24 protein-coding genes are annotated in these 26,762 nt (G+C 65.7%); 4 read left to right on the top strand and 20 right to left on the bottom strand.

Features of this window, described 5'->3' with window-relative positions:
• Positions 1-76: 76 nt before the first annotated feature.
• The 5 genes from nrdF to D3230_RS13155 all read right to left on the bottom strand — a co-directional run bounded on the left by nrdF (position 77) and on the right by D3230_RS13155 (position 4,652).
• The gene (gene nrdF / locus D3230_RS13175) at positions 77-1,054 is read right to left on the bottom strand and encodes a class 1b ribonucleoside-diphosphate reductase subunit beta (protein WP_202345509.1); all 978 of its coding nucleotides are present in this window, start codon (positions 1,052-1,054) and stop codon (positions 77-79) included.
• A 43-nt stretch (positions 1,055-1,097) separates the two neighbouring features.
• Complete coding sequence (gene nrdE, locus D3230_RS13170; protein WP_202345651.1) at positions 1,098-3,239, bottom strand: class 1b ribonucleoside-diphosphate reductase subunit alpha; 2,142 nt, start codon at positions 3,237-3,239, stop codon at positions 1,098-1,100.
• Entirely contained in the window at positions 3,239-3,640 is a 402-nt protein-coding gene (gene nrdI / locus D3230_RS13165; protein ID WP_202345508.1) for a class Ib ribonucleoside-diphosphate reductase assembly flavoprotein NrdI, read from the bottom strand. Before nrdI ends, nrdE begins: the two co-directional genes overlap by 1 nt.
• A 99-nt stretch (positions 3,641-3,739) precedes the next feature.
• Positions 3,740-3,976 carry a glutaredoxin-like protein NrdH gene (nrdH, locus tag D3230_RS13160; RefSeq protein WP_087015249.1) on the bottom strand — a complete coding sequence of 79 codons (237 nt, stop codon included), beginning with the start codon at positions 3,974-3,976 and terminating at the stop codon, positions 3,740-3,742.
• A 307-nt stretch (positions 3,977-4,283) separates the two neighbouring features.
• Positions 4,284-4,652 carry a hypothetical protein gene (locus tag D3230_RS13155; protein WP_202345507.1) on the bottom strand — a complete coding sequence of 123 codons (369 nt, stop codon included), beginning with the start codon at positions 4,650-4,652 and terminating at the stop codon, positions 4,284-4,286.
• A gap of 203 nt (positions 4,653-4,855) precedes the next feature.
• Here D3230_RS13155 and D3230_RS13150 point away from each other — a divergent pair, with 203 nt between their 5' ends.
• Entirely contained in the window at positions 4,856-6,040 is a 1,185-nt protein-coding gene (locus D3230_RS13150; RefSeq protein ID WP_202345506.1) for a methyltransferase, read from the top strand.
• Positions 6,041-6,116: 76 nt separating this feature from the next.
• Here the strand turns inward: D3230_RS13150 and D3230_RS13145 are convergent, their stop codons facing one another.
• Genes D3230_RS13145 through D3230_RS13135 form a run of 3 tightly spaced genes read right to left on the bottom strand, consistent with a single transcriptional unit; the run spans position 6,117 to position 9,724 of the window.
• Entirely contained in the window at positions 6,117-6,575 is a 459-nt protein-coding gene (locus D3230_RS13145) for a 23S rRNA (pseudouridine(1915)-N(3))-methyltransferase RlmH (protein WP_202345505.1), read from the bottom strand.
• Positions 6,572-7,798, bottom strand: coding sequence for an aminotransferase class I/II-fold pyridoxal phosphate-dependent enzyme (locus D3230_RS13140; RefSeq protein WP_202345504.1), 1,227 nt, complete (start codon positions 7,796-7,798; stop codon positions 6,572-6,574). The genes D3230_RS13145 and D3230_RS13140 overlap by 4 nt, the downstream gene beginning before the upstream one ends.
• 60 nt (positions 7,799-7,858) lie before the next feature.
• Positions 7,859-9,724 carry an ABC transporter ATP-binding protein gene (locus tag D3230_RS13135; RefSeq protein WP_202345650.1) on the bottom strand — a complete coding sequence of 622 codons (1,866 nt, stop codon included), beginning with the start codon at positions 9,722-9,724 and terminating at the stop codon, positions 7,859-7,861.
• Positions 9,725-10,026: 302 nt separating this feature from the next.
• On the opposite strand from D3230_RS13135, the gene D3230_RS13130 reads away from it, so the two are divergent.
• Positions 10,027-10,812, top strand: coding sequence for a hypothetical protein (locus D3230_RS13130; RefSeq protein ID WP_237467556.1), 786 nt, complete (start codon positions 10,027-10,029; stop codon positions 10,810-10,812).
• A gap of 86 nt (positions 10,813-10,898) precedes the next feature.
• On the opposite strand, the gene D3230_RS13125 is transcribed toward D3230_RS13130, so the two are convergent.
• The 10 genes from D3230_RS13125 to D3230_RS13080 all read right to left on the bottom strand — a co-directional run bounded on the left by D3230_RS13125 (position 10,899) and on the right by D3230_RS13080 (position 22,284).
• Complete coding sequence (locus tag D3230_RS13125) at positions 10,899-11,225, bottom strand: thiamine-binding protein (protein ID WP_202345503.1); 327 nt, start codon at positions 11,223-11,225, stop codon at positions 10,899-10,901.
• Between the two features lie 57 nt (positions 11,226-11,282).
• A complete protein-coding gene (locus tag D3230_RS13120) occupies positions 11,283-12,743 on the bottom strand; it encodes an MFS transporter (protein ID WP_202345648.1) in 1,461 nt (486 codons plus the stop codon).
• 271 nt (positions 12,744-13,014) lie between these two features.
• Positions 13,015-15,687, bottom strand: coding sequence for a dipeptide ABC transporter ATP-binding protein (locus D3230_RS13115; RefSeq protein ID WP_202345502.1), 2,673 nt, complete (start codon positions 15,685-15,687; stop codon positions 13,015-13,017).
• Positions 15,684-16,631 (bottom strand): ABC transporter permease, encoded by a 948-nt coding sequence (locus D3230_RS13110; protein WP_202345501.1) that lies wholly within the window; start codon positions 16,629-16,631, stop codon positions 15,684-15,686. The genes D3230_RS13115 and D3230_RS13110 overlap by 4 nt, the downstream gene beginning before the upstream one ends.
• A gap of 135 nt (positions 16,632-16,766) precedes the next feature.
• On the bottom strand, positions 16,767-18,305 hold the full coding sequence (locus tag D3230_RS13105) for an ABC transporter substrate-binding protein (RefSeq protein WP_202345500.1): 1,539 nt from the start codon (positions 18,303-18,305) through the stop codon (positions 16,767-16,769).
• A gap of 82 nt (positions 18,306-18,387) precedes the next feature.
• Positions 18,388-18,822, bottom strand: a complete 435-nt coding sequence (locus tag D3230_RS13100; RefSeq protein ID WP_202345499.1) for a RidA family protein — start codon at positions 18,820-18,822, stop codon at positions 18,388-18,390.
• A 1-nt stretch (position 18,823) separates the two neighbouring features.
• Positions 18,824-19,678 carry a fumarylacetoacetate hydrolase family protein gene (locus D3230_RS13095; protein ID WP_202345498.1) on the bottom strand — a complete coding sequence of 285 codons (855 nt, stop codon included), beginning with the start codon at positions 19,676-19,678 and terminating at the stop codon, positions 18,824-18,826.
• A complete protein-coding gene (locus tag D3230_RS13090; protein WP_202345497.1) occupies positions 19,675-20,145 on the bottom strand; it encodes a YybH family protein in 471 nt (156 codons plus the stop codon). Before D3230_RS13090 ends, D3230_RS13095 begins: the two co-directional genes overlap by 4 nt.
• Positions 20,142-21,434 carry an FAD-dependent monooxygenase gene (locus D3230_RS13085; RefSeq protein ID WP_202345496.1) on the bottom strand — a complete coding sequence of 431 codons (1,293 nt, stop codon included), beginning with the start codon at positions 21,432-21,434 and terminating at the stop codon, positions 20,142-20,144. The genes D3230_RS13090 and D3230_RS13085 overlap by 4 nt, the downstream gene beginning before the upstream one ends.
• Before the next feature lie 61 nt (positions 21,435-21,495).
• On the bottom strand, positions 21,496-22,284 hold the full coding sequence (locus D3230_RS13080) for a dienelactone hydrolase family protein (protein ID WP_202345495.1): 789 nt from the start codon (positions 22,282-22,284) through the stop codon (positions 21,496-21,498).
• A 296-nt stretch (positions 22,285-22,580) separates the two neighbouring features.
• Here D3230_RS13080 and D3230_RS13075 point away from each other — a divergent pair, with 296 nt between their 5' ends.
• Both D3230_RS13075 and D3230_RS13070 read left to right on the top strand, forming a co-directional pair.
• A complete protein-coding gene (locus D3230_RS13075; RefSeq protein ID WP_202345494.1) occupies positions 22,581-23,630 on the top strand; it encodes an amidohydrolase family protein in 1,050 nt (349 codons plus the stop codon).
• Positions 23,631-23,653: 23 nt separating this feature from the next.
• Positions 23,654-24,991: a DUF3500 domain-containing protein gene (locus D3230_RS13070; RefSeq protein WP_202345493.1), complete on the top strand. Its 1,338-nt coding sequence runs from the start codon at positions 23,654-23,656 to the stop codon at positions 24,989-24,991.
• A gap of 62 nt (positions 24,992-25,053) precedes the next feature.
• Here the strand turns inward: D3230_RS13070 and D3230_RS13065 are convergent, their stop codons facing one another.
• Together D3230_RS13065 and D3230_RS13060 are read right to left on the bottom strand one after the other, a co-directional pair.
• Positions 25,054-25,725, bottom strand: coding sequence for a GntR family transcriptional regulator (locus D3230_RS13065; protein ID WP_202345492.1), 672 nt, complete (start codon positions 25,723-25,725; stop codon positions 25,054-25,056).
• An 84-nt stretch (positions 25,726-25,809) separates the two neighbouring features.
• A complete protein-coding gene (locus tag D3230_RS13060; RefSeq protein ID WP_202345491.1) occupies positions 25,810-26,718 on the bottom strand; it encodes a LysR family transcriptional regulator in 909 nt (302 codons plus the stop codon).
• Positions 26,719-26,762 lie beyond the last annotated feature (44 nt).

Genomic DNA, 26,762 nt, shown 5'->3' with positions numbered 1-26,762 from the left:
AGAAAGGCCCCTGGTGCACGAGCGCTCGTGCACCAGGGGCCTCACGATCTCCCTGGAAAGGTGTCGATACTTGGGCCTAGAAGTCCCAGTCCTCGTCCTCGGTGGCCTCGGCCTTGCCGATCACGTAGGAGGAACCCGAACCCGAGAAGAAGTCGTGGTTCTCATCCGCGTTCGGCGAGAGCGACGACAGGATCGCCGGGTTCACGTCGGTCATTTCCCTGGGGAACATCGGCTCGTAGCCGAGGTTCATGAGCGCCTTGTTGGCGTTGTAGTGCAGGAACTTCTTGACGTCCTCGGTCAGGCCCACGGGATCGTAGAGATCCTGCGTGTACTTGACCTCGTTCTCGTAGAGCTCGTACATGAGCGAGAAGGTGTACTCCTTGAGCTCTTCCTGACGCTCCGGGGTCTCCTTCAGGAGGCTCTGCTGGTACTTGTAGCCGATGTAGTAGCCGTGCACGGCCTCGTCGCGGATGATGAGGCGGATCAGGTCGGCCGTGTTCGTCAGCTTCGCCTTCGAGGACCAGTAGATCGGCAGGTAGAAGCCCGAGTAGAACAGGAAGGACTCGAGCAGCGTCGAGGCGACCTTCCGCTTCAGGGGGTCATCGCCCTCGTAGTAGTCGACGATGATCTGCGCCTTCTTCTGCAGCGCCTGGTTCTCGGTCGACCACCGGAACGCGTCGTCGATCTCCTGCGTGGAGGCCAGCGTCGAGAAGATCGACGAGTAGCTCTTCGCGTGCACCGATTCCATGAACGCGATGTTCGTGAGCACCGCCTCCTCGTGCGGGGTGATCGCGTCGGGGATCAGCGACACCGCGCCGACCGTGCCCTGAATCGTGTCAAGCAGGGTCAGGCCCGTGAACACGCGCATGGTGAGCAGCTGCTCGTCCGGGGTGAGCGTTGCCCACGACTGGACGTCATTCGACAGCGGCACCTTCTCGGGCAGCCAGAAGTTGTTCACCAGGCGGTTCCAGACCTCGAGGTCCTTGTCGTCCTCGATCCGGTTCCAGTTGATCGCCTGCACCGGGTGTCCCAGCTTGAACGGCTTCGGGTTCATTCTGTTCCTTCTACGTTTCGGGTCGTGTCGGTCGGATCCGCGGCTACAGCATGCAGGAGACGCACTCGGTCATGTCGGTGCCCTCCAGTGCCAGCTGGCGAAGGCGGATGTAGTAGATCGTCTTGATCCCCTTCCGCCACGCGTAGATCTGCGCCTTGTTGATGTCGCGGGTGGTGGCGGTGTCCTTGAAGAACAGCGTCAGCGACAGCCCCTGATCGACGTGCTGCGTTGCCGCGGCGTACGTGTCGATGATCTTCTCCGGGCCGATCTCGTACGCGTCGGTGTAGTACTCGAGGTTGTCGTTCGTCATGAACGGGGCCGGGTAGTACACGCGCCCGAGCTTGCCTTCCTTGCGGATCTCCACCTTCGACGCGATCGGGTGGATCGAGCTCGTCGAGTTGTTGATGTAGGAGATCGAGCCGGTCGGCGGCACGGCCTGCAGGTTCTGGTTGTAGATGCCGTGCTCCATGACGCTGGCCTTCAGCTCACGCCAGTCGTCCTGCGTCGGGATCTCGATGCCGGAGGCGGCGAACATCTCGCGCACGCGCTCGGTCTCGGGCTCCCACACGCGATCCGTGTACTTGTCGAAGAACTCACCCGTGGCGTACTTCGAGTCCTCGAAGCCACCGAACACGGACTTCCGCTCGATCGCGATCTTGTTCGACGCCTGGAGCGCGTGGAACAGGACCGTGTAGAAGTAGATGTTCGTGAAGTCGATGCCCTCTTCGGAACCGTAGTGCACGTGCTCGCGAGCGAGGTAGCCGTGCAGGTTCATCTGGCCGAGGCCGATCGCGTGGGACTGGGCGTTGCCGTCCTCGATCGAGCGCACCGAGGTGATCGCGCTCATGTCGCTCACCGCGGTGAGGGAGCGGATCGCGAGATCCACCGTGCCGCCCAGGTCGCCGCCGTCCATCGCCATCGCGATGTTCATCGAGCCCAGGTTGCAGGAGATGTCCTTGCCGATGTTGTCGTAGCTGAGGTCCTCGTTGTAGGTGGTCGGGGTGTTGACCTGGAGGATCTCGGAGCACAGGTTCGACATGTTGATGCGGCCCTTGATCGGGTTCTCCCGGTTCACCGTGTCCTCGAACACGATGTAGGGGTAGCCCGACTCGAACTGCAGCTCCGCGACCGTCTGGAAGAACTGGCGCGCGCTGATCTTGGTCTTCTTGATGCGCGCGTCTGCGACCATCTCCGCGTACTTCTCGGTGACCGAGATGTCGCCGAAGGGCACGCCGTACACGCGCTCGACGTCGTACGGCGAGAAGAGGTACATGTCCTCGTTCTTCTTCGCGAGTTCGAAGGTGATGTCCGGGACGACCACGCCGAGCGAGAGCGTCTTGATGCGGATCTTCTCGTCCGCGTTCTCGCGCTTCGTGTCGAGGAACTTCATGATGTCGGGGTGGTGCGCCGAGAGGTACACCGCGCCCGCACCCTGCCGCGCGCCCAGCTGGTTCGCGTAGCTGAAGCTGTCTTCGAGGAGCTTCATGACGGGGATGATGCCCGAGGACTGGTTCTCGATCTTCTTGATCGGAGCGCCCGCCTCGCGGATGTTCGAGAGCGAGAGCGCGACGCCGCCGCCGCGCTTGGAGAGCTGCAGCGAGGAGTTAATGCCACGCGAGATCGACTCCATGTTGTCCTCGACACGGAGCAGGAAGCAGGACACGAGCTCGCCGCGCTGCGCCTTCCCGAGGTTCAGGAAGGTCGGGGTGGCGGGCTGGAACCGGCCGGAGATCATCTCGCGCATGAAGCCACGGGCGAGCTCTTCGTCGCCGCGGGCGAGCCCGAGCGAGACCATCACCACGCGGTCCTCGAAGCGCTCGAGGTAGCGCTTGCCGTCAAACGTCTTCAGCGCGTAGGAGGTGAAGAACTTGAACGCGCCGAGGAACGCCGGGAAGCGGAACTTGAGCGCGTAGGCCTCGTCCGTGAGCTGCTCGACGAACGACACCGAGTACTGATCGAGCAGTTCCTTCTCGTAGTAGTCGTTGTCGATCAGGTAGCGGAGGCGCTCTTCGAAGTTATGGAAGAACACCATGTTCTGGTTGACGTGCTGCAGGAAGTACTGCCGTGCGGCCTCGCGATCCTTCTCAAACTGGATCTTGCCGTTCGCGTCGTAGAGGTTGAGCATCGCGTTCAGCGAGTGATAATCCATCTCGCTGATCTTCGAGGACTCGAGCCCGGGCTCCATCACTGCTGCTTCCAAAACTGTTCCAATCCATCGTGGACGGCGGTCACGTCGTCCGGGGTTCCAAAAAGTTCGAATCGGTAGAGAAAAGGGACTTGGCACTTCTTCGCGATGAGCTTGCCGGCCAGGCCGTACGCGTCACCGAAGTTGGTGTTGCCCGCGGCCATCACGCCGCGCAGATGCTTCCGGTTGCGCTCGTCGTTGAGAAACCGGATCACCTGCTTCGGGACGGCCTTCGTGTCGGGGCCACCCCCGTAGGTCGGCACCAGAAGCACGAAAGGCTCGGTGACCAGCAGGGGCTCTTCCCGCGAGTACAGCGGAATCCGCAGGGCCGGCCGGCCGAGCTTCTCCACGAATCGGGCAGTGTTCCCCGAGATACTCGAGAAATAGACCAGATCCACCACGGGATCTCCTCCGTTCACCAGAAAATACCCACATCCCTGAAAACGCCCCGACGTTCGCAGCCGCAGCCGCTAACCGTCGTGGGCGTTCCCACAGCGTCGCTACTCGGCGAGACGGCCAGCAAGCTCCGAGATCTTGTCCGGGCGGAAGCCCGACCAGTGGTCCTCGTCGGTCACCACCACGGGTGCCTGCAGGTAGCCAAGTTCCTTCACCGTTTCCAGTGCGGCTTCGTCCTGCGACAGGTCGAGCACGTTGTACTCAATGCCCTTGCTGTCGAGCGCCCGGTACGTCGCGGTGCACTGCACGCACGACGGCTTGGTGTATACCGTAATGGCCATGTCACGCCCTTCTCTCACAACCGTGTGCCCCACGCCGAGGCACTACATCTAGTGAACCACACCTTCCTTAACCACAACATGATGTAGTTACACCAATGTAGTTTTCCACGAGCTTTCCACCGATTCGATCACCGCTTGGGGACAACTTTCGGCTCAGTTCCGCCCCTCTGCGGAGGTTATCCACAGGGCCGAGCGGCAGAAAGAGAATTGATCCACACACCCCACTCGGCGTGTCGCGCGGGGCGGGGCTGCACACCCCATTTCGGGCCCTGTGTGTGCTTGACAATGGGGACAGATTCTGCGCTGACTACAGCGCAATCGGCCACAGGAACTCGGTCCCGTCTGCGTCGAACCACCGCAGCACCAGCATCGCGTCAGCCGCGGCCACGGCACCTTCCGCGTGACTCCCCCTGAGCGTGACACGCACGCGCTCCCCGGGCGCCACCGTCTGCGGCAGCGACAACCCGAGCAGCCCCCGACCGGCCAGCGCGAACCGCACCTGCCTCGCGGGGACGCTGCCGCGATACTCCACCTCGATCACCCCGCTCGGCGAGCGCAGCGTCACGCACCAGGGCACCGGCACCGGACGGCCCTCGTGTTCGGGCGCCAGCGAGCTCGTCCGTGGTCCCGCTCGTGTCGGCGGGCGGCGGCGAGTGGCGAGCCGGAATGGGTTCATGCGGTGAGGGTACCGGGGACGTCAGACATTGCCGACGACGCTCGTTCCGGCCCTCGCTCTGACCGCCCGAGTTTCCCGCCGCGCCTGTGGTACCTTCGGAGCCGCGTGCGGGAACCACCTCACGGCACCCGCGGCACCGCGCCGACCGCACCGGCGATTCGGGGCCGTCGGCAGCACCGTCAACCAGGGGAGCACCACAACACATGGCACAGCTACGTTGGGCCGAGCACGGCGTGCGCCAGACCGCGCGCTGGCATTCGGAGAACGGCACCCCCGCCCCGGCCCGCGTCATCGTCATCGACGACGCCACGAACGCCAACGCCGCCCTCCGGCTGGTGGCACCGGACACCGTTCTGCTGTGGCGCGGCGACTTCGAGAACGCCAAGCACCTCCTGAAGGCGATGGATCGTCGCCTCCACGCGCGCGCGTCCCGGAATACTCCCGCCCACGATGCCGACCTGGGGCGGCTGTTCGCTGCGCACCGCGCCGAGCGCGCCGAACGCGCCGAGCTCCTCGGCCGGGTCGTCGTGGCGCTCGAGAGCGACTATACGGTCCGGCTGCGCCGCGCCCCCGACGTGCGCGATGCCTGCACCCACGCGTACGGCCCCGCGAACACCGGCGATGCACCGGAGGCCACCCTCGTGTCACTCTCCGAACTCATCGGCGTGATCGGCGCGTACCAGTGGCACCGCACGGGCATCGAGGTTCCGGCACTCGGCGCGCGAATCACCCCGGCGTACGGCGTCTTCACCCCGACACGTGACGAGTACCTTGACCTGGTACTGGAGGCGCCGTTCCCCGAGTCCGCCCCGCACCCGGTCGTGTTCGACATTGGCACGGGGACCGGGGTGCTCGCCGCCCTGATCGCCCGCCGCGGGGCCCGTTCGGTGCTCGCGACCGACATCAATCCCCGCGCCGTGCGCTGCGCGACCGCGAATGTGCAGCAGCTCGACCTCAGCGCGCGCGTCACCGTCGTCGAGGCCGATCTCTGGCCGGCGGATCCGGCGCTGCGCGCCGACGTCATCGTGTGCAACCCGCCCTGGCTCCCCGGCGCCCCCACGTCTGACCTCGAGCTCGGGATCTACGATCCGGCGTCCGAGGTGCTGCACCGCTTCCTCGACGGACTCGCCGATCGCCTCACCCCGGGCGGCGAAGGCTGGCTCATCCTGTCCGATCTCGCCGAGATCCTCGGCCTGCGCAGCCGCGAAGAGTTCGTGAGCCGCATCGCGGAGGCTGGCCTCGAGGTGCTCGGCACCCACGAGACCGCGCCGCGGCACACACGGGCGCGCGACACGAGTGATCCACTCCACGCGGCCCGGTCACGCGAGCGCACCCTGCTCTGGCGGCTCGCACCCCGCGCCACGCACGTCGCAGCGTCCCCTCGGTGAGACGCGTGTGGGGGTCACGCGTAACGCGTGACCCCCACAGTGCACCCCTGTTGACCGGGGGCAGGGCACCCGCGCGCTACACGTGGTGGTAGCCGCGCCCGGCCACGATCTCCTGCGCGCGGTACACCTGCTCGGTCAGGATGAGGCGGACGAGCTGGTGCGGGAACACGAGCGCGGAGAGGCTCCACACGAAGTCCGCGCGCTGCCGCACCTGATCCGTCACCCCGTAGGCGCCGCCGATCACGACCGTCACCGGGCGACTCGCCTCGAGCGCCCCGCGCAGCCGCTTCGCAAGCTCCGGGGAGTCGACGTTGCGGCCGCGCTCGTCGAGCACCACCACAAACGCGTCCCGGTCCAGCTTCGCGAGGATCCGCTCGGACTCCTCGCTGCGCGCCGCGTCGCCCTCCCGTGAGGAGTGTGGCAGGAGTTGCCAGCTCAGGTCGAAGGGTTTCCGGAGCCGCTGTTCGTAGCGCGCAATCCCATCGGCGACCCACGCCTCGTGCTTCTTGCCGACCGCCAAGACCTTGACGCTCACGCGGCACGCACCCCGTCCAGGTACTCGGCGATCCGACCGATCGCCTCGCTCAGCACGGGGACGCTGGGGAGCGTCACGAAGCGTACATGATCCGGCGTCGCGAGGTTGAAGCCGCGTCCGTTGGTGACGAGCACCCGGGTCGCGCGCAGCAACTCGATCACGAATGCCTGATCGTCCGCGATCGGGTACCGCTCCGGGTCCAGCTTCGGGAACAGGTACATCGCGCCGCCCGGCAGCTCGCAGCTGACCCCCGGGATCGCCGTCAACAGCTGGTGCGCCACGTCCCGCTGCGCGCGGAGCCGGCCGCCCGGCGCGCAGAGCTCCCCGATGCCCGACCAGTTCGATGCCGGATCGAGCGCCACCGGGATCGCGTGCTGCGCCGGCGCATTCGCGCACATCCGCATGTTGGCGAGCAGGGTGAGCCCCTCCAGGAAGTCGCGCGCCGGTTCTCGCGCGCCCGAGATCGCCACCCAACCGGCGCGATACCCCGCGATGCGCTGCGCCTTCGAGAGGCCGCTGAACGTGAGGCAGAGCGTATCCGCGACGTGGGCGGCCGCGTGCTCGTGCACCGCGCCGTCGTAGAGAATCCGCTCGTAGATTTCGTCGGCGAGCAACACGAGCCCGTGCCGCTCCGCGAGCGCCGCGAAGCCGCGGACCAGTTCGGCCGAGTACACCGCACCCGTGGGGTTATTCGGGTTGATCAGCACAATCCCCTTGGTGGCGGGGGTCATGAGCTCTTCGATTGCCGCCAGATCCGGCATCCACCCGTTCTCCTCAACGCACGGGTAGTGCACCGCGCGGCCCCCGGACAGGGTGACCTGCGCCGTCCACAGCGGGTAGTCCGGGGCGGGGACCAGGATCTCGTCCCCCTCGCTCACGAGGGCCTGCAGCACGAGGGAGATCAGTTCGCTCACGCCGTTGCCGATGAACACGTCGTCCGGGCCGATCCCGCCGATGCCCTCGCTCGCGTAGTAGCGCGCCACCGCCTCCCGGGCGGGCAAGATCCCGCGCGAGTCCGTGTAGCCCTGCGCGAGGGGGAGGGCGCGGCGCAGCGCTTCGAGGATCTCGGGGGGTGCCTCGAAGCCGAACGGTGCCGGGTTGCCGATGTTGAGCTTGAGGATCTCGTGGCCCTCGCGTTCAAGCCGCTCGGCCTCCTGCAGGATCGGGCCCCGCACGTCGTAGCGGACACCGGCGAGTTTGCGGGATTGCGTGATCTGGCGCACGGGGAAAGTGTACTGCGCGGGCTCCGATCACGCGCGCGAGCCCGCCGTCCCGACCGCGCGCTACTGCTGTTGCGAGTACAGCTCCGCGTAGGCACCGCCGAGCTCCAGAAGCTCCTCGTGCGTGCCGTGCTCCAGGATCCGCCCCTCGCCGACCACGTAGATCCGGTCGGCATCGACAACGGTGGAAAGCCGGTGCGCGATCGCGATCGTGGTGCGCCCGCTGCGGGCATCCTCGAGGGCGTGCTGCACGATCCGCTCGTTCACGGTGTCGAGCGCGCTCGTCGCCTCGTCGAGCACCAGCACGCGCGGGTTCTTCAGCAGCACCCGCGCGATCGCGATCCGCTGCTTCTCGCCGCCGGACAGCCGGTACCCGCGCTCCCCCACGACGGTGTCGTAGCCCTCGGAGAAGCTCGCGATCGTGTCGTGGATGTTCGCGAGCCGAGCCGCGTTGCGGAGCTCCTCGAGAGAGGCGTCGGGCTTCGCGTAGCGGAGGTTCGCGGCGATCGTCGCGTGGAACAGGTACGGCTCCTGCGTGACCACCCCGATCCGATCCATGAGCGCCTCCTGCGCGAGATCCTTCACATCGTCCCCGCCGTAGCGGACCGCGCCGGACTCGGCGTCGTACAGGCGCGGGATCAGGTTCCCGATCGTGGTTTTGCCGGAACCGGAGGCCCCCACAAAGGCCACGAACTCGCCGGGCGCGATCTCGAAGGAGATCCGGTCGAGGGTCGGCCGGTCGTCGGTGCGGGAGTCCGGGTACCGGAAGGTCACCTCGTCGAACTCGATCCGGCCCGCGCGGCCCGGCGCGTCTGAGGGCTGGCGCGCGTCCGGCTTGTCCACGATCGCGGGCTTCAGGTCGAGGTACTCGAAGATGCGGGCGAACAGCGCGCTGGAGGTCTGCAGGTCGAGCGCGATCCGCATGAGCGCCATCAGGGGGAACAGGAGGCGCGACTGCACCGTCGTGAACGCGACGATCGTGCCCGCCGTGATCCCCGGATCGATATCGGTGCCGAGCGCGCGCGCCATCAACCAGCCCGAAACGAGGTACACGATCGCCGGCACCGCGGACAGGAACACCTGCACCAGGGCGAAAAACACCTGGCCGCTCATCGTCTGCTGCACCTGCAGGCTGATCTGGTTGCGGTTCTCGTCCGCGTAGCGCTCGGTCTCGGCGGCCTGCCGCGAGTAGGTCTTCGCGAGCAGCACGCCCGAGACGGACAGCGCCTCCTGCGTGATCGCGGACATTTCGGACAGCGACTCCTGCGTGCGCCCCGCGATCCGCGCACGGACCTGGCCCACGCGACGCTGGGCGAACACGAGCACCGGCATGAGCACGACGGCGACGAGCGTGAGCTGCCAGCTGAGCAGGATCATGGCCACCGCGGCCGCCACGACCGTCACCGTATTCCCGATGATGTTCGACACCGTGTTCGTGAGCACGTTGGCGACGCCGCCGACGTCGTTCTGCAGGCGCGACTGGATCACCCCCGTCTTCGTGCGGGTGAAGAAGCCGAGCTCCATGGCCTGCAGATGGGCGAAGAGCTTGACGCGCAGATCCCCCATCACCCGGTTGCCCACGCGCGCCGTGAACAGGGTCTGGATGATGCCGAGCCCCGACGAGACCACGAACACGGCGATCATGCCGAGCACGAGCCAGCCCAGTGCCGTCATGTTCGGCCCGCCGCCGTCGAGCGGGAACAGGCCCTCATCGAACACGCGCTGCGTGAGGAGCGGGGGCAGGATGGCGAGCGCCGCCGAGACGATGACGAGCGCGATGATGACCGCGAGCGGCCAGCGGTACGGCCGGAACAGGTCCGCGATCCGGCGCCCCAGCCTGGCCACCTTCGGTGCCTGACTGTTGAGTTCCCGCTGACGCTCCGCGTCGCCTCCCGATACTCGGGATCCGCGGCCGCCTCCACCACCCATGCTCATAGTCGGAGACTAGCGGACACCGAGGACATCGCACAGTAGTGAGCTCGGCGGAGTTGCTCCGCGCGGCACCCGGTGCCGGATCAGCCCCGTGTTCGCGGCCGGCGCCGTATTCGAGGCCGACCCCGTTTCCCCGAGGCACCGCCGGGTCATGTGCAGGAGGAGCGTCGCGAGGGAGCACAACGACCCAGCGGTTCCTCCGACCCACCCCGATTTCCCCGTAGAATGCAAGCGAATGATCGGGAGAGGATCTTTGGTCCCCGGAGCCGAAGACCCCCGAACAGTGGGGAGAAACACTCGTGTCGACGGTACGTTCACGGCAGCGCTGGGCGGCGCTGGCAGCCAGCACCGCACTCGCCGGGTGTCTGGCGGTGAGCGGGTGCGGTGCGTTGCCGCCCCTGCTCACGGACGAGTCACCCTCGACCTCCTCGGGCGAACCAACGACGCCGAGTGGGCGGGATGTGCCGGCGGCGCAGCAGGCGTTCTTCGACAACGTGATACTTGCGATCCCGATGGTCGCGAGTTTCGATGCGTCCTCGTCCTGGACATCCATCGAACTCGTAGCGTGGGACGATGCCGATCCCGCGGTGAAAGAGACCGTGGTCGGCATGGGGCTGGACGCGTGCACTCGGGCAGACGATGCGGCTGGCGCATCGGAGCTGAAGGATCCGGCGATGACGTGGCTCGCCTCGCGGTTCCTCTGCACAGAGCACCAGGCCGTCGCCGACGAGTTCCTCTCGAACGACGCGAGCATTTCTCCCACGCACACGATGGCTGATCTGTTCGAGTTGGCGCTGGTCCAGGACGACGCCACGGCGACCGACATTCTCGATGCCAACAACATCTGCATCGGTACGCTTGCGCTCGCTTGGGAAGTCCATGCGGGCTTCACACCGGACGCCACCTGTTGGCTCATCCGCGTGCAGTCGGTCGAAGAGACCGGGGGCAATGCGGAGTATCTCTCGCTGTTCGACAACGCGAGTGAGGCCGAGAACGTGGCGGCTGACGCCCGTTTCGGCGAACTCGCACAGGCCTCAGGCGCGACGCCAAACGCCCTGTCCGAGTTGCTCGAAGATATCGAGTAGCCCAGCCCGCACCGTCGACGGCCACTCGCGGACGGAGACCGCCCAGCTCGCCGAGGGCCGGGCAGCTCGCCCGGCCACGGCGGACGCTACGCCCCGCGCTCGACCGCCGCTTCCAGGCGCTCGAGCTTCGCGTCGAGCTCGCCCTCGAAGCCGGGCCGGATGTCCGCCTTCATGACGAGCGATACCCGGGAGCCGTAGGGCAGCACGGCCTCGGTGGCGCGCTTCACCACGTCGAAGACCTCGTCCCACTCGCCCTCGAGCTCCGTGAACATCGAGGAGGTGCGGTGCGGGATCCCGGACTCGCGCACCACGCGGATCGCCGCCGCAACCGCGTCGGAGACCGAACCGGAATCGCTCGTCGCGGGGCCTGCCGTGCCGACGCCGCTCGGGGCAACGGAGAATGCGAGGATCATGCGGGGTCCTTTCGTGGGGTGAACTGGGGTGTGGCGGGCGCTGGGCCGGGCGTTCGGTTAGTGGCCCGGTGCCGCGTCCGGGACGGATATCTCGCCGGTGCGCGCGGGGCGCGGGGCGAACCAGAGGGCGATGATCGCGCCGACAAGGATCACGCCCATCGGCATCATCAGCGACTGCATCATCGCGGTGGTGAAGCTTTCCTGCAGCGGCGCGGGGAGCGCGGCAAGCCCGCCGCCCGCTTCACCGCCGCCACCGATGCCGGCGGCCGCCTGCTCGCCGAGCAGCGCACTGATCCGCGCGTTCATGAGCATCGCCATCGCCGCCGACCCCAGGACCGCACCGATCTGGCGGCTGGTGTTGTAGACGCCGGATCCGGCCCCCGCGAGGCTGGGCTTCAGGCTGAACGTGGTGAGCGAGGCGAGCGGTCCCCACATGAACGCGTTGCCCACGCCGAGGATGACGCTCGGGATCAGCAGCAGCCAGATTGGGGTGTCCGGGTGCATCAGCAGCACGTAGCCGAGCATGCCCGCGGAGACCAGCACGAGGCCGATCACCGGGATGCGGCGCGGATCCCGCCGGTCGATGAGCAATCCCACCGGGCGGGCGAGCGCGATCGACAGCACCGCCATCGGCACCATCATCAGCGCCGACTGGGTCGGGGTCTGCCCGCGCACCAGCTGCAGGTAGAACATGAGGGGCAGGCTCATCCCGGTCACACTGAAGCCGACGGTAACGATCGCTGCGGAGCCGACCGAGAAGTTCCGATCCCGGAAAATCTGGAGCGGGATCAGCGGCTCTCCGCGCTGGAAGCGCTGCCATACGACGAACAGCACAAGCACCACGACGCCCGCGATGATCATGCCCCAGATCGTGACCGGCCCCCAGATCGGGCCCCACTCGTAGCTCTGGCCCTCCTGGATGCCGAAGACCACGAGGAACATGCCCACGGCGCTCAGGATCACGCCGAGCCAGTCGAAGCGGTGCGCGCTGGTGGGGAGTACCGGGACGAAACGCATAGCCAGGATGAACGCGAGAATCCCGACCGGCACGTTGATGAAGAAGATCCACTCCCAGCCCCAGGCATCGAGCAGGAAGCCGCCGAGGATCGGACCCACCAGGGTGGCCACGCCCGCGGTCACGCCCCACACGGCCATCGCCGAACCGCGCTCCCGCGGCGGGAAGATGCGCGTAATCACGGCCATGGTCTGCGGCGTCATGAGCGACGCCCCGAGGCCCTGCGCGACGCGAGCGACGATCAGCATCTCGATCGAGTGGGACAGGCCGCACGCGAGCGAGGCCAGCGTGAACACCGCGAGGCCGAGCAGGTAGATCCGGCGCGTACCGAAGCGATCCCCGAGGCGGCCAGTGATGAGCAGCGGCACCGCGTACGCGAGCAGGTAGGCGCTCGTGGCCCACAGGGTCGCGACCATTGTCGTTTCGAGCCCCTGCATGATCGAGGGGTTCGCGACCGACACGATCGTGGTGTCCACCAGGATCATGAAAAAGCCGAGCACCATGGACCAGAGTGCGGCCCAGGGGCGGATTGCGGGGGTGGGCGTCTCGGGCTGGGTACTCACCCGCACAGCCTACTCCGGGCCCGTGACATTCGGGGGTACCGGGTTGCCGGGGCCGGGCTTGGCACACGCCCCGTTCACGAACGCACCGGAGATCCTCGGCCCCCGGCCCCCGTCGGGGGAGTTTTCTCCGAGGTGTTCGTGAATCTCCGGTGCGTTGGTGACGGTTGGGTAGCCCGAGACCTCGGCAGCCACTTCGGCCTCTCCGGGCTGCCTACGGCGTGGGAATTCGTCCGTCGGTGTGGGCGCGGGCGTACTCGAGCCGCGTCCGGCGGCGCTCCTCCCGGCCCTCCGGGTGATCGGCGGGGGTCGCCCCGAGCAGGCGCTTCGTGTAGGGGTGCTCGGGCGCTGCGAACAGCTGCTCGGTCTCGGCAAGTTCCACGAGTCGCCCCGAACGCATAACGGCGATCCGGTCACAGATGTTGCGCACCAGTCCCAGGTCATGCGCGATAAAGAGGTAACTGATTCCCGTCTCCTCCTGCAGCTGAGCGAGCAGATCAATGATCTGGCGCTGCGTCAATAGGTCAAGAGCGCTGACGGCCTCATCGCACACCACCAGCTGTGGCCGCAGCACCAGCGCGCGTGCAATCGCCACGCGCTGCTGCTGCCCGCCCGAGAGTTCAGCGGGGCGGCGGCCGAGATGGTCATTCGAGAGCCCGACCTGGGCAAACGCGGTCTCCGCAAGGTGCTCCCGCTCGGCGCGATCACCAATGCCGTGCCGGGCAAGCGCCGTCGTCAGAGCCTGAGACACGGCGTGCTGCGGGTTCAGCGACATCGACGGATCCTGGAACACCGCCTGCACCTGCTTCCGATAGCTGAGCGGCGTCTTCGCCCCGAAGCTGGTGATATCGGTGCCCTTGAATTCGATGCTTCCCTCCGCGACCGGCATCAACCGCAGTATCGCGCGCCCCGTCGTTGACTTTCCGGATCCTGACTCGCCCACCAGTCCCAGTGTTTCCCCCGGGGCGATGTCGAAGCTCACGCCCTCAACCACGGGTTGCGGTGCCGCCCCGAAGGGGGTGGGGGTGCGGTACGTCAAGGCGAGATCGCGCACGCTCAGCAGTGGAGTGTGCTCCGCGGCCTCTCCCCCGCTCCCGCTGGCACCGCGGGGCGCGGCACCGACATGCAACGCCGGGTTGGCTGAGAGCAGGCGCTCCGTGTACTCATGCTGGGGCCGATCAAACAATTCCCACACGCCCGAGGTCTCAACGACCTCCCCCTGGTACATCACCACGACGCGGTCACAGGCCTCAGCCGCGACGCCCAAACCGTGGGTAATGAAGAGGATGCTGAGCCCCATCTCGTCACGCAGCTCGAGGAGCAAATCCAGTACCTGCGCTTGCGTGGTCACGTCGAGCGCGCTCGTTGCCTCGTCGGCAATGATCAGCTCCGGGTTTGACGCGATGGCGATCGCAATCGCGACGCGCTGCGCCATGCCTCCCGAGAACTGGTGGGGGTAGTCGTCGAGCCGCTGCTCGGCGTTCACCACGCCTACACGGCTCAACAGCTCTGCGGCGCGCGCCCGAGCCTCGGCTTTCGTGAGTGTGGCGTGCGTGCGCAACGTCTCGGTGAGCTGTTTGCCCACGGTGTGCACGGGCGAAAGCGAGGCCATCGGATCCTGGAAGACGGCGGCCATGCGGGTCCCCCGGATGCTCCGAAGATCCTTTTCCCCCAGCCCAGCGATGTCTTCACCGTCGAGCAGAATCTGCCCCCGCGAGACGCCGATCCCCGGCTGCATGAGCCCCAGAATCGCCCGCGCGAGCGTCGATTTCCCCGATCCCGACTCGCCGATCAGGCCTACGATCTCACCGCGCCCGACGGTCAGAGTGACATCGCGAACCAGTGAGCGCGTGCCCGTTGGAGTATTCAGCGCGATCTCGAGATCACGGATATCGAGCACCGGCTGCGGCCCGTCCACGGCAGGATTCGCGGTTTCACGGTCGGCAGGAATCGCCGGAGTCACGCGCTTCACTGGCTTGATGAGCTTGCGCTTTTCTCCGGCAAGCGCATCGTTGATGCCGTCGCCGATCATATTGAAAGAGAGCACCGTGAGCACGATCGCAATGCCTGGCGGGATCGCGAGGAACGGTTGCACCGCCAGCTTGGTGGCAGCGAGCCCCAGCAGTCCGCCCCACGATGGAACGGCCGACTGCAGCCCCAATCCCAGGAAGCTCAGCATTGATTCGATAATGATCGCGGACCCCGTGAGGATCGCGCCCTGAATCACGAGCGGCCCGACGAGGTTGGGAAGAATCTGTTTGAACAGGATCGCAGCCTCGCGAAGCCCTGAGACCTTCGCGGCATCGATGTACATTTTTCCGCGTTCGGTGAGCGTGATCGCGCGCGTCATCCGCGCGAAGTTCATGGCAAAAATCAGGCCGATGGCGAGCATGAGGGCGGGAAGTCCGCGGCCGAGAATTGCGATCACTGCGACGGCGACAAGCAGTCCGGGGAGCGCGTCGAGAATGTCAACGAACCGGGTGCCGATCCGGTCCCACCACCCGCCTCGGTATCCGAGGAGCAGGCCGATCGGGACACCGATGAGCATGGCGATCAGTACCGAGCCCAGTCCGACAAGGAGTGCGATGCGTGCGCCGTAGATCATGCGGCTGAGCACATCCCGCCCGTTGTCGTCGGTACCGAACCAGTGCTCCGCGCTCGGCCCCTGCAAGAGGGCATCCGCGGCAAAGGTGTTCTGCAGTGGATCGTACGGGGCGAGGGCGCTGGCGAACACGGCGCAGATCAGGACCACGGCAAGCCAGCTGAGCGACAGGATCGTGGCGGGTTGTCTCACGAGGCGGCGGAGGAACACGCTGCTTCCGCGCTGCGGGGCCGTCGCGTGGGCGACACGAAACACCTGCGTCTTGGGAGGAGTTGGGTGAGTCACTGGGGCCTCGCCTTCGGGTTGATGACGCCGTAGCCAATATCCACGACGAGGTTGACGGCGATGATGATGATCGCGACGACGAGCACGGTGCCCTGGACGAGCGGGAAGTCTTTGCCGATGACGGCGTTGACGAGCATGGAGCCGACCCCGGGGAACGCGAATACTCGTTCCATCACGAGACTCGTGCCGAACAGAATCGAAACCGCCAGCGCGGATGCCGCCAGCACCGGAACCATCGCGTTCTTGAGGGCGTACACCCAGATGATTCGGTGGCGCGGCACTCCCGCCGCCGTGAGAGTGTCGGCGTAACGGGACGCCAGCGCCGCGGCAACCGCGGTGCGGGTTTGGCGCGCGATCAGCGCGGAGGCCCCGGCACCGAGCGCGAGGGACGGGAGGATCAACCCGCGAAGCCAGCCACCGAAGTCCTGTTCGGGCGGTACCCACGCAACGACCGGAGCAACGTGCAGCTGAATCACAAAGACGAGGACGAGCAGTAGACCCAACCAAAACTCGGGAATCGCCTGCAGCAGCGACGTCAGGGCGGTCACGCCGCGATCGATCGGGCGACGAGCATGCGTACCGGCGAGCACGCCCAGACCGATGCCCACGAGCATCGCGACGATGAGGCCGCCACCGATCAGTGACAGCGTCGCGGGGAGCCTCTCGCCGATCATCGCGGCCACGGGACGACCGCTCTGCAGGGAGGTACCGAGGTCCCCCTGGATCGCGGATCCAACCCAGTCGAACAGTCGCACGAAGAATGGTCGGTCGAGGCCCAGCTGGGCCTCGACGCGCGCGATGTCTTCCGGACTCGCGGCTGCATCTCCCAGGACAAGCGAGGCTGCGCTGCCCGGCACGAGATACACCAGCAGGAACACCAGCGCGGAGATGAGCAGGAGCTGGGGTACGACGAGGGCGAGCCGCGTCCCGATGAGCTTCAGCATGTTCCTTCCCCCGTTCTGTTCATGCGAAAGGCCATCAGTTCTGTCTCCTCAGGATTGGGTCGAATGCGTGGGGCACCATCACGTGGATGCCGGCCCGATGCGCGGGGCCAGCATCCACGTGGCTCTGGACGCGGGCTACTGCGCGGGCTTCACCGCGGCGTAGTCGATCAGGTTCTGTTCCCAGACCTGCGAGGCGGGCTGCACGTCGGCGACTGTGTCAGTGTTGTAGGCGATCGTCTCCATGTTGATGGAGTGGCTGCACGCGAGCGCCTCGTCGGAGATCTCCTTCATGACGGCCTGCCAGTTTGCCTCAGCCGCCGGGGTCCCCGTGGACCCCAGAGCCTTCCCCGCCAGTCCCGAGAGCTGCTCGCTGACGACCTTTGAGCTATTCAGGGGGGCGTTCTCCGAGAACCAACTGCCGTACCAGTCCGCGGGGGTGATCTGCGCGTTATTCCCGACGCCGAGGGCGTAGCTGCCGTTGTTCCACGTCGAGAAGTACTGCGGTGCTGTGAGTTCCTGAACGGTGATGTTCACGTTCGGGAGTTGGCTCATCTGCTCGGCCCGCACCGTGATCTCTTGCTTGTTGAACGGCGCGGCCCCGATCTGCGCGGTGATCGCGGGGTTTCCGAGCTCTGCCCAGATCTCGGTGGCCTTCTTGAGGTTCCCGTTGTATCCGACGATGTCGGGATTGTGCCCGGATTCTCCCTCGGTGAAGTGTTGCGTTTCGCCGACGCGGTCTTCACTCAGGCTGGCGATCACGTCGCCGTCGATCGCGTAGCACAGCGCCTCTCGCACCTGCTGGTCCGCAAACAGGCCGCCCTCACCTCGGTCAAAGAAGTTGAGATTCACGCGGATGGCCGGGTAGTCAAAGGTCTCAACGTTACCCGCGGATTCGAGCCGCGGGAACTCGTCAAGTTCGGTGTCTGTGATGTCCAGGTCGCCGCTGAGGAGCGCGGCCGTCGCGGCGGTGTCATCCGCAATGCCGAACAGCTCGATATTTGGGAATCCGGGCTTCTCGCCCCAGTAGTCGGCGTACTCAACGAAGCTCATCTTGGTGCCGTCGATCGACTTCTCGGGATCGTAGGCCCACGGGCTCGTCCCGACCGGTGCCGTCTTAATGCTGCCGTCGGCAATTGCCGCTGGCGACGCCATCGGCAGGTTTCGTTGACTGAGCAGATCGAGGAACGTACTGAAGGGACGACTGAAGACGAACGCCACGTGCGTCTCATCGATCGCTTCGACCGATTCCACGCCCGACGAGAGCGGCCCCCCGAATTGGCCCCCCACCACGTCGCGAACGTACTCGACGTTCGTCTTGACTGCCGCGGCGTTGAACGCCGTGCCGTCGTGGAATGTGACCCCTTCACGCAGCGTCAGCGTCAGTGATTTCCCACCGTCACCGAACTCCCATTCGGTGGCCAGATTCGGCAGGATGGTCCCGTCCTTCTCCCGCAGCACCAGTGTCTCGTACGGCACCCGCATGTAGCCGGGCTCCATCGCCTGCGAGCCCGGCTCCCAGGTTTCCGGGAACCCTCCCCAGTTGACCCGCAGGGTGTCTCGCGCCTGCGCAGATGAATCACCGGTATTACCCGAGCCACCAGAGCACCCGGTGAGGAGCAGCCCGGCGATGCTGAGCGGGACGAGGGACTTGATGAGGAATGATTTCTTGGACATGGACGCCTCCTTGCGTCGTATCGTGCGAGCGGCAGCGACCGCTGCACATTATTGCGAACTTTGGGGATCAGAAATTACGCGGTCACGTCAGGGATGAAGATTGTTCGGCTGGTGCTCCCGATCCCGCGTATGCGTCTCCGAGGATCGCGACCAGATCGCAGTGTATGAGCGCGCCTCGGTCAAGCACCGTCGACATCACCTGGCGCGCAGGTCGATTGTCCGGGTCCGGAAACAGCGCGTCCCACTCGCGGTTGAGTGCGGTTCGGTCTCGATAATTCACGAGGTAGCAGGTCAGCTTCGCAATGTCATCGGGCCCGCCTCCCACGGCGGCCAGGAGTTCACGCACGTGCGCAAACACATTGGCGCACTGCGCGTCCATCCCCTCCGGCATCTCTCCGGTATCGGGATCGCGACCGGTCAATACTCCGGAGTGCACGAACGGCCCGATCCGGCTGGCCACCGGAACGGGGTTCTCGTGGGCAAACCCTTCGAGATACACGCTGACTCGGGGACTCATGTCATGCCTCCTGAACCACGGTGTTCTCGAGCGCGCCAAGGCCCTCGATCTCAGCCCGCACCACGTCACCGACGCATAGGAAGTTCCCGGTGGGGGCACCGATCCCGGCCGGGGTCCCCGTGGCGAGAATGTCACCGGGCATCAAGGTCATCACCGTCGACAACTCGGCGATTTGGGCCGCGATGTCGTAGATCATGTCGTCAGTACCCCAGTCTTGGCGTACCTCACCGTTGACGGTGAGCCGCATGCGCAAGTTCTGCGGATCCGGGATCTCGTCGGCGGTGGTGAGCCAGGGGCCGATCGGTCCGTGCGTGTCGAAGGACTTGCCCAGGGTGAAGGTCGGCGATCGCTTCTGCAACCAGTCGCGCACTGAAACGTCGTTGGCGACCACGTACCCCGCGATGACCGAGTATGCGTCTTCGACGCTCACGTGGCGACACCGCTGCCCGATCACGACGCCGAGTTCGATTTCATAGTCGAGTGCATCGGAGACCCGGGGTTTTTCGATGTCCGCATTCGGCCCCACGATGCACGACACTTGCTTGTTGAACCAGAGTTGATTCACGGGGGTGGGGATCCCGGCTAGCCGGGCCTCCGCCGCATGTTCCTTGTAATTCATCCCGATCGCAAGGTATTTCTGGGGCGCGTCGATCGGTGCCTCAAGGGTGACAGCTGCGAGCGAAAACGACTCCCCCTCAGCTGCGAGGATCGCGTCGCGGAGGGCGTCGAGTCGCGGCAGGATCTCCCGGAGCGATGCGTGCCCGCCGGTCACTGAGGAGAGCTCAATCACGGTCTCCCCGTCGACCCTGCCGAGCCGGATCTGGCCGTCGCCCGTGTCAAATCGCGCGAGTTTCATCGTGCCACCCCCGCGTCGTTGCTCCGCTGCTCCGAGGGCAGCTCACCCCAGACCTTCTCACCGAACGGGGTCATGTGAAAGCTCACGAAGCGCCAAACGCCATCGTCGGCGCGGTGGAGCACCTGCGTCACGGGCCCACTCAGGGTACGTTCTCCGCCCCCGGGGGCACGCATCCGGTTCGTCAGGGCACCCGTTACAATTGCGACGTCGCCGCGCCCGTCCTCGCCCACGACGCGAAACTCAAGCTCACCCCGCGTGATCTCCAGGTAGGGCCTGCGCACCTCAACGTGCTCGATCAACTCCGCCTTGTGCTGCACGACGCCCGGGGCGTGAACGTGCACGATCGACTCGTCGAAGAGGTCGCGTAGGGTCTCGATATCCCCGGCAATCAGTGCTCGCTGACGGCGCGATTCGGTTTCGCGCAGCTGAGTCTCGATCTCGGCGGCGGCCGCGGTGATCCGGCTCATGCGACCACTTCCACGGGGTGTGCCGTGTCCCAGGTACGGAAGCCGCTGGAATAGGTGTGGTGTCCGGGTCGGAGCGGTTGCCCGACAAGCCGGTGGTAGTTCGAGAACAGCTCGTCGGCCTCAGCGAGTGGGAGCACCGCTTCGATGTCGGTTTTGTCCACGAATGGTTTGCCGTCCGTGCGCTCCGCGACCATGCGCCGGATCACCTCGTACCCCTCTCCACGCATGTTCATCACGATCCGATTCACGGGGACGCGGCGCTCTTCGTCGTATGCCACGAATGCCGCGTGTGGGTCGGCGTGGGCCGCGAGCTGCTCGGCAACAACCCTCGCATCGAGAAATGCCTGGCAGACGCCATTGCCGCCCCGCGGATACATCGCGTGCGCCGCGTCGCCCAGCAGGACCACCCGCCCATCCACCCAGGTGTCGAGCGGCTCGTGACGGATCAGCGGGAACAGATAGACCTCCCGGGCATCGGCGATGAGCTGCTGGATGTCGATGAAGTCGATGTTGGTGTCGGCGTAGTAGGGCAGAATTTCCTCGACCGAACCGAGCTGGTTCCAGTCCTCGACGGTCTCGTCACGTTCCGCTTCGACCACCCAGTTCACCAGGGTTTTACCGGTGCCCTCGAAGTTGTCCGCGATGGGGTACACGATCATCGACGAGATCCTCGGGTCGCCGATGTGCAGGATCGTGTGGCCGTCACGGAACGGGTCACGCAGCGTGGTTCCGCGGTACATCGTGATGCCGGAGTAGTGCGGTTCGGACAGCTCGGGGTGCATCTGCTTGCGAACCGCGGAGTTGATGCCGTCGGCGGCGATCACGGCGTCGTGCCGTACCGTCTCGGAGCGCCCATCGCGGTGTTCCAGGTGCAGCGTCACGCCGGTGGCGTCCTGCTCGTATGAGACGACGCGGGCCCCCAACACGATGGAGTCCTTCCCCAGGCGTTCGAGCACGGTGCGATAGAACAGCATCTGCAGTTCCCCCCGGTGCACGAATCGCTGTTCATGCTCATAACCCATGTGCACGCCGCACTTCTCGGCGTAAATTTCCTGTCCGTAGTGGTTGTAGAACACGGAATCAACCGCGTCGACGGACAGCGCACGGAACTCCTCGAGAAGCCCGATCTCCTCGATCTCTTTGAGTCCATAGACCTTAATGTCGACGCCGACCCCCAGGGGCTTCAGCTCAGGCACCGTCTCGTAGATGGTGGGCGCAAAGCCCTGCTGCTGCAGACGCAATGCGGTGATCAGCCCGCCGGGGCCGGCACCAATAATGGCGATATTCAAGCTGTACTCCTTTGTCATGCGTATCCGCGAGGTGCTCGCGACGATTCGTGGCCGGTATTGGCTAGGCGAATTCGTTCTCGGGGGTCGGGAAAGCGAGGCGGCCGGGGAACGCCTCCGCGAGAAAGCGAAGCGTCGCCTGCCTGGCCCGCGCGGCGTTGCCCGGGTGATACATCACCACGTCTGGACGGGGTGATTGGGCACTATGCGGGCTAGTAAACCCGTGAACGGTGCCGCTGTAGAGGTGTGTCTCCCACTCGATTGCTGCCTGGTCAAGGCCCGCTTGGAGCTCGGCTCGCTGCGCTGCTGTCGCCATCGGATCGTCCGCTCCGGTGCAGAGCAGCACGCGCGGCGCGCACCCGCCCTCGGAGTCCCCCAGCGCGGACTCCCACCCTGGCGCGAGGAGGTCGAGCCCGGCGTGGATGGCAACCACACCGCGAAGCTGCCCTCCCACTCGAAGATGTTCGAGCACTGACGATCCGCCAAAGCAGTGGCCGAGGCCGACGAGTGCCTGGGCATCAATTTCTGGCTGCGCCGCTGCGGCAGCATGGGCAGCGGCAATTCGCCCCAGCCATTCCGCGCGATCTGCGACCATCGCGTCGATCAGCGACCCGAGTTCCGCTGCTTCGGTCGGGGCGTACCTGTGCGACCACACATCAGCGGCAAACACCGCGAGTCCCAGAGCCGCGAGCTCCCGGGCAAGCGCAATGGTGTCGCCGCCAAGCCCGAAGGCGTCGTGAACGAGCAGCACAGCGGGAAGTTCCCGGGCACCGGCTGGCGCGCACAAGACCCCGAGCATCTCCGTACCACCGTGGCGGTAGGCAATATCTCGTGTAGTGAGCTCGTCCATCATGTCCCATTCCCCTTCGAACGCTGCTTCGTATCGTACGCAGAATCACACACGATTTCAAGTGCGATTCCCGAGTTTGCCGACGATTCCCGGAGCGCCCCCGCACCCCACTCGAGCGCGGAGAATGCCGCTAAATACGTCCTGAACTGGAACTCTTCCGACCTTCCGCGGAACACCGCGGCACTCGGGGTTCCCGCAAAGTTGCAAGATCGCGTATGATTTCACACACGATCACCTCTCACGTCTGTGAGAGTGCTCACCAGGACCGCAACGAAGCAGCACCATAAAGGAGCACCGACATGACCGTCGTCGATATCAACATCCACCACCTCCCCGAGGATCTCTTCACCAATGAAAAGATCCTGAACGGCTTCCTCAACAGCGCACCGCGCGGCTTTGGGGAGATCGCGAGCGTCATCACCATGGACAACGGGAAGAAGCAGCTAGTCCTGGAGAAACCCAAGGGCTACCAGAACCTCAACTACGTCGAGGGCGACTATTCGGTTGAGTCCAAGCTTGCCGCGATGGACGAGGCCGGCGTCGACTACGGCGTGATGCGAGTCCCCGTCTGGCAGGAATGGCTTGACGTGGAGACCTGTCGCGCGGTCAACGACAACGCGGCCGACATCGTCGCACGATCCGGCGGGCGGCTCTTCTCCACAGCGTGCGTTCCGCCGTGGGGTGGCAAGGAAAACATCTACGAGCTGGAGCGCTGCGTGGGCGAACTCGGCGCCGTCGGGGTGCAGCTCGCCTGCCACTACGGTCAGCTCTACCTCGACGACGAGGTGTTTGAGCCCTACCTCAAGGTAATTGAGAAGCTCAACATCCCGGTCGTCGTGCACCACACGCCCCTCCCGGTCGAGTACAAGTCTGTGATTGATTACACGAACCTCCGACGCGAGTACGGCCGCATCGTGGACCAGGGTGTTGCCGTCGGCCGCGAACTCTTCAGCGGCATGTTCGATCGGATGCCCGGGCTCCGCTTTATCCACACGATGATGGGCGGCAACTGGTTCGCAAATACTGCGCTCCTCACCCCGCACCGGACCAACAAGACCGAGGCGATGCAGCGCTTGGATCCGACGGGCGGCGAGAAGATCAAGCAGTACCTCGACGAGAACATCTTCTTCGACATGACCCACCCGCATTCCTGGGGAAAAACCCAGGTCGAGGCCGCGCTCGAAATCAACGGCGCGGATCACTACCTGTTCGGTTCCTCCTTCCCCGTGTTCTACAGCTGGATGGGCCAGGGCGTTGATTTCGTGAAGAACGAATTGGAGATCAGCGACGCAGACCGAGAACTGGTGCTGTCGGGCAACGCGAAGCGCCTCTTCAACCTGCCGATCTAGCCGCGACGGGGAGGCATCACACCATGTCACAGGACGCACAATCGAACGACATCGACGAGTTCTTCTCGAGCGATCGGACGAGCGGACGCTCCGAAGGCGTCACCCTCTCCTCCGGCAGCTACCGGGAGCACCTGTACGAGCTGCAGGATCCTGTGCTCGCTCCCTACCGGGAGATGAGCTACGAGGAGTTCACGGCCGATCGGTACCAGGCTCCGTTTCTGCGCGAGCTGCTCGACTCCTGGCGGCGGCTCTACGACGAGCCGTATGTCGGCATCACCACTGACGGGAGTGTCCGCTCACACCTCTATCGCCTCCCCGCGTCTGCCGCTGCGCCTCCTGCGGGCTGGGATCCCCAGCCCGCAGCGGCCGCCTCGGCACTCCTGACGCTCCTCTCCGACGCGCAGCTGAAATCGGTTTCGTACCCCATTGACGCCCCCGAGTGGCGCGGTTGGAGCAACCCTGAATTCGTGTTCTTCCGGACCGGGCTGCGCCTGGAAGATCAGAGCCCGGATGTGGTCGCCGCGGTGCACGAGGTGCTCCGCGCATCGCTGAGCGACGACGGCTACGACCGCGTGCGTGAGGCCATGGAACTCAACGGACACTTGGGGGAGCTCGTCGAGCTCCCGCGCATCATGAATCCGGAAAGCTACTGGTTCGCCCTGTTTGGGGCTCCCGGGTCCGACGAGCCGTGGGGCTGGCAACTCTTCGGCCATCATGTCGCGCTGAACTTCGTGACCGTCGGCGGCCGGAACGTGATCGCTCCCGTATTCCTCGGCGCGGAACCGGCGCTCTCCGACGGAGAGCGCCCACCGCTCTTCGCGTCTCGTGAGCGGTGGGCGCTCGAACTTGCGGAATCTCTCACCGCAGAACAGCGTTCGCGCGCGATCGTCTTCGATTCGGTGCTCGATCCGGCGATGCCCGAGGGCCGTCTGCATCCGGCTGACGAGCGCCACGTCGCCGGAGCCTTCCGCGACAATCGGGTGATCACGTCCGAGGGGATCCCGATGAGTGAGCTGGATGCGTCGCAGCAACGCACACTCCTACGGATCGTCGAGGACTTCCTCCTGCTCCTCCGCCCGGCGCAGCGCGCCGCGGCCCTGGCGGAGGCCATCGCATTCCCGGAGGAGACCTTCTTCTCTTGGTACGGTGCCACCGACGGATCGCAGCCATTCTACTTCCGCGTGCACGGTCCGACGATCCTCGCGGAACTCGATCACCACGCCGGTGTGTGGCTCAACAACCGGCTGCCGGCGCGATTCCACGTGCACACCACCCTGCGACTCCCGAACGGCAACGACTACGGGAAGGCCTACCTTGCGCAGTGGCGCGAGCGGGAGGCCGCCGCACCGTCAACCGAGTAGCGGGAGCCGCGGCAGAGGGGGCAGCGTGCGTGCGCGCTGTCCCCCACCACGTCACCGAAGACTTACGGGAGGGTGGGATCCTCCGCATGACGACTCTCGTCGTGTTCGAGCACGGCGTTCAACGTGTTGACCTCGTGTTTGCGGGCCGCCGTCTCGATCGTCTCCGCGTCTTCGCGGGCCTCGATGAGATCGAGGATGGCATCGTGCTCGGACAGCGAGGCGACCGCCCGGCCTGGCGCGTACCAAAACGCGGACCGACGAATAATGTCCATGCGCGTCCACTCGGCCTCGACCATCGCGATCAGTCGGTCGTCACCGCAGTGCGAACAGATGAACTGGTGGAAGCGGCGGTTCAGGCGCCCGAATCGAATCGTGTCAAAGTTTGCAATCGCGTCACGCATCTCCGCGTTCAACGCCCGGGCGGCCGCCACGTCTTCCGGCGTCATGCGTTCGGCCGCGAGCGCGGTCGCCAGCCCCTCGAGGCGAGCGAGAATTCGGATCGACCGCTTCCACTCACCGGTGTCAAACGTTTTCACGACGGCACCCGAGTTCGGGATGATGTCGACCCAGCCCTCAGCCTCGAGCCGACGGAGCGACTCCCGCCACGGGACAGAGCTGATGCCGTGTTCGCGCCCAAGCTGGTCGATCACGAGACGGAAGCCAGGCCCGTAGGTGCCATCCATGATGTTGGTCTTCAAGATGTCGTAACACTGCTCGGACTTGCTCTTGGCCATCTTTGCCTTTCTCCGGGAGCCCTTCCCCGTGCAGCGCAGCGCGGGGAAGGAATCACCAAAATCCTATCGGATTTCACACACGATCTATCGATTCTCGGAAATAAACGCGAGCAACCGGGCAACTTCCGGCCGCTGAACCCCACCCTTTCGGCTCAGCACAAGCGCCCGGAGCGGCGGCGCTGACGGCACGAGTTGCCGCACGGCGACCCCGAAGCGCGCCAGGCTCTCCCCATCCGGGTCCGGCAAGATCCCCCATGCCAAGCCCGCTTCAATCAGCGGCATTCCGCTCTGAATCGTCTCGACGCTCCTGATGGCGCGCGGCGTGATCGCCTGGCGACGGAGCGCCTCTTCGACCGCCTCCGGCAGGCTCGGCACCGCCGCCGTTCGATGCGGCAGCACCAGCGTGGCACGCTCAAACTCGCGCAGCTCCATGTCGGCGGAGGCCGGTGCCTGCTCGGGCGGAAGTGCCGCGACCAGCGGCACCTCACCCCAATCGGCGATGTCGAACGCCTCCTCGTGCCGCTGCGCGAAGCGCTCGGGGTCCGATACAAGGATCGCCGCCACGTCGACGCGCCGCTGCTGAAGCAACTCGAGCGCTTTCCAGGGCGGCGGATCCACGGGCCGAACCTCAACGTCCGGCACCACCCGCGAAAACTCCCGCAACAATCGCGGGATTCGAGACCACATCAGCACGGGGACCGCAGCGATCGAAATGGTGCCCACGAGTCCCGCGCCAAACCGGCGCAGCGTAGTCCCGATCTCGTCGACCTCCCCCAGCACCCGCGATGACGCATCGAGCAAGAATCGGCCCGCGCTCGTGGGTTCGACTCCCCGAGGTGAGCGTGTCAGCAGTTGCACACCGACCTCGGTCTCCAATCGTGAGATCGCCACGCTGAGCGATGGCTGCGACAGCCGGAGGCCCTGTGCCGCGGCCGTGAGCGATCCCGCTTCGACGACAGCTACGAAGTACCGCAGGGCGCGAAGATCCATCATGTCAATATCCAATCGAGCGCCATAGTTCAGAGCTATGGCAACTC

The sequence above is a fragment of the Leucobacter chromiireducens subsp. solipictus genome, from assembly GCF_016758195.1.
GTDB lineage: Bacteria > Actinomycetota > Actinomycetes > Actinomycetales > Microbacteriaceae > Leucobacter > Leucobacter solipictus.
The sequence above is the reverse complement of the archived record's forward strand: the minus strand, read 5'-3'. Positions and strand labels throughout refer to the sequence as shown.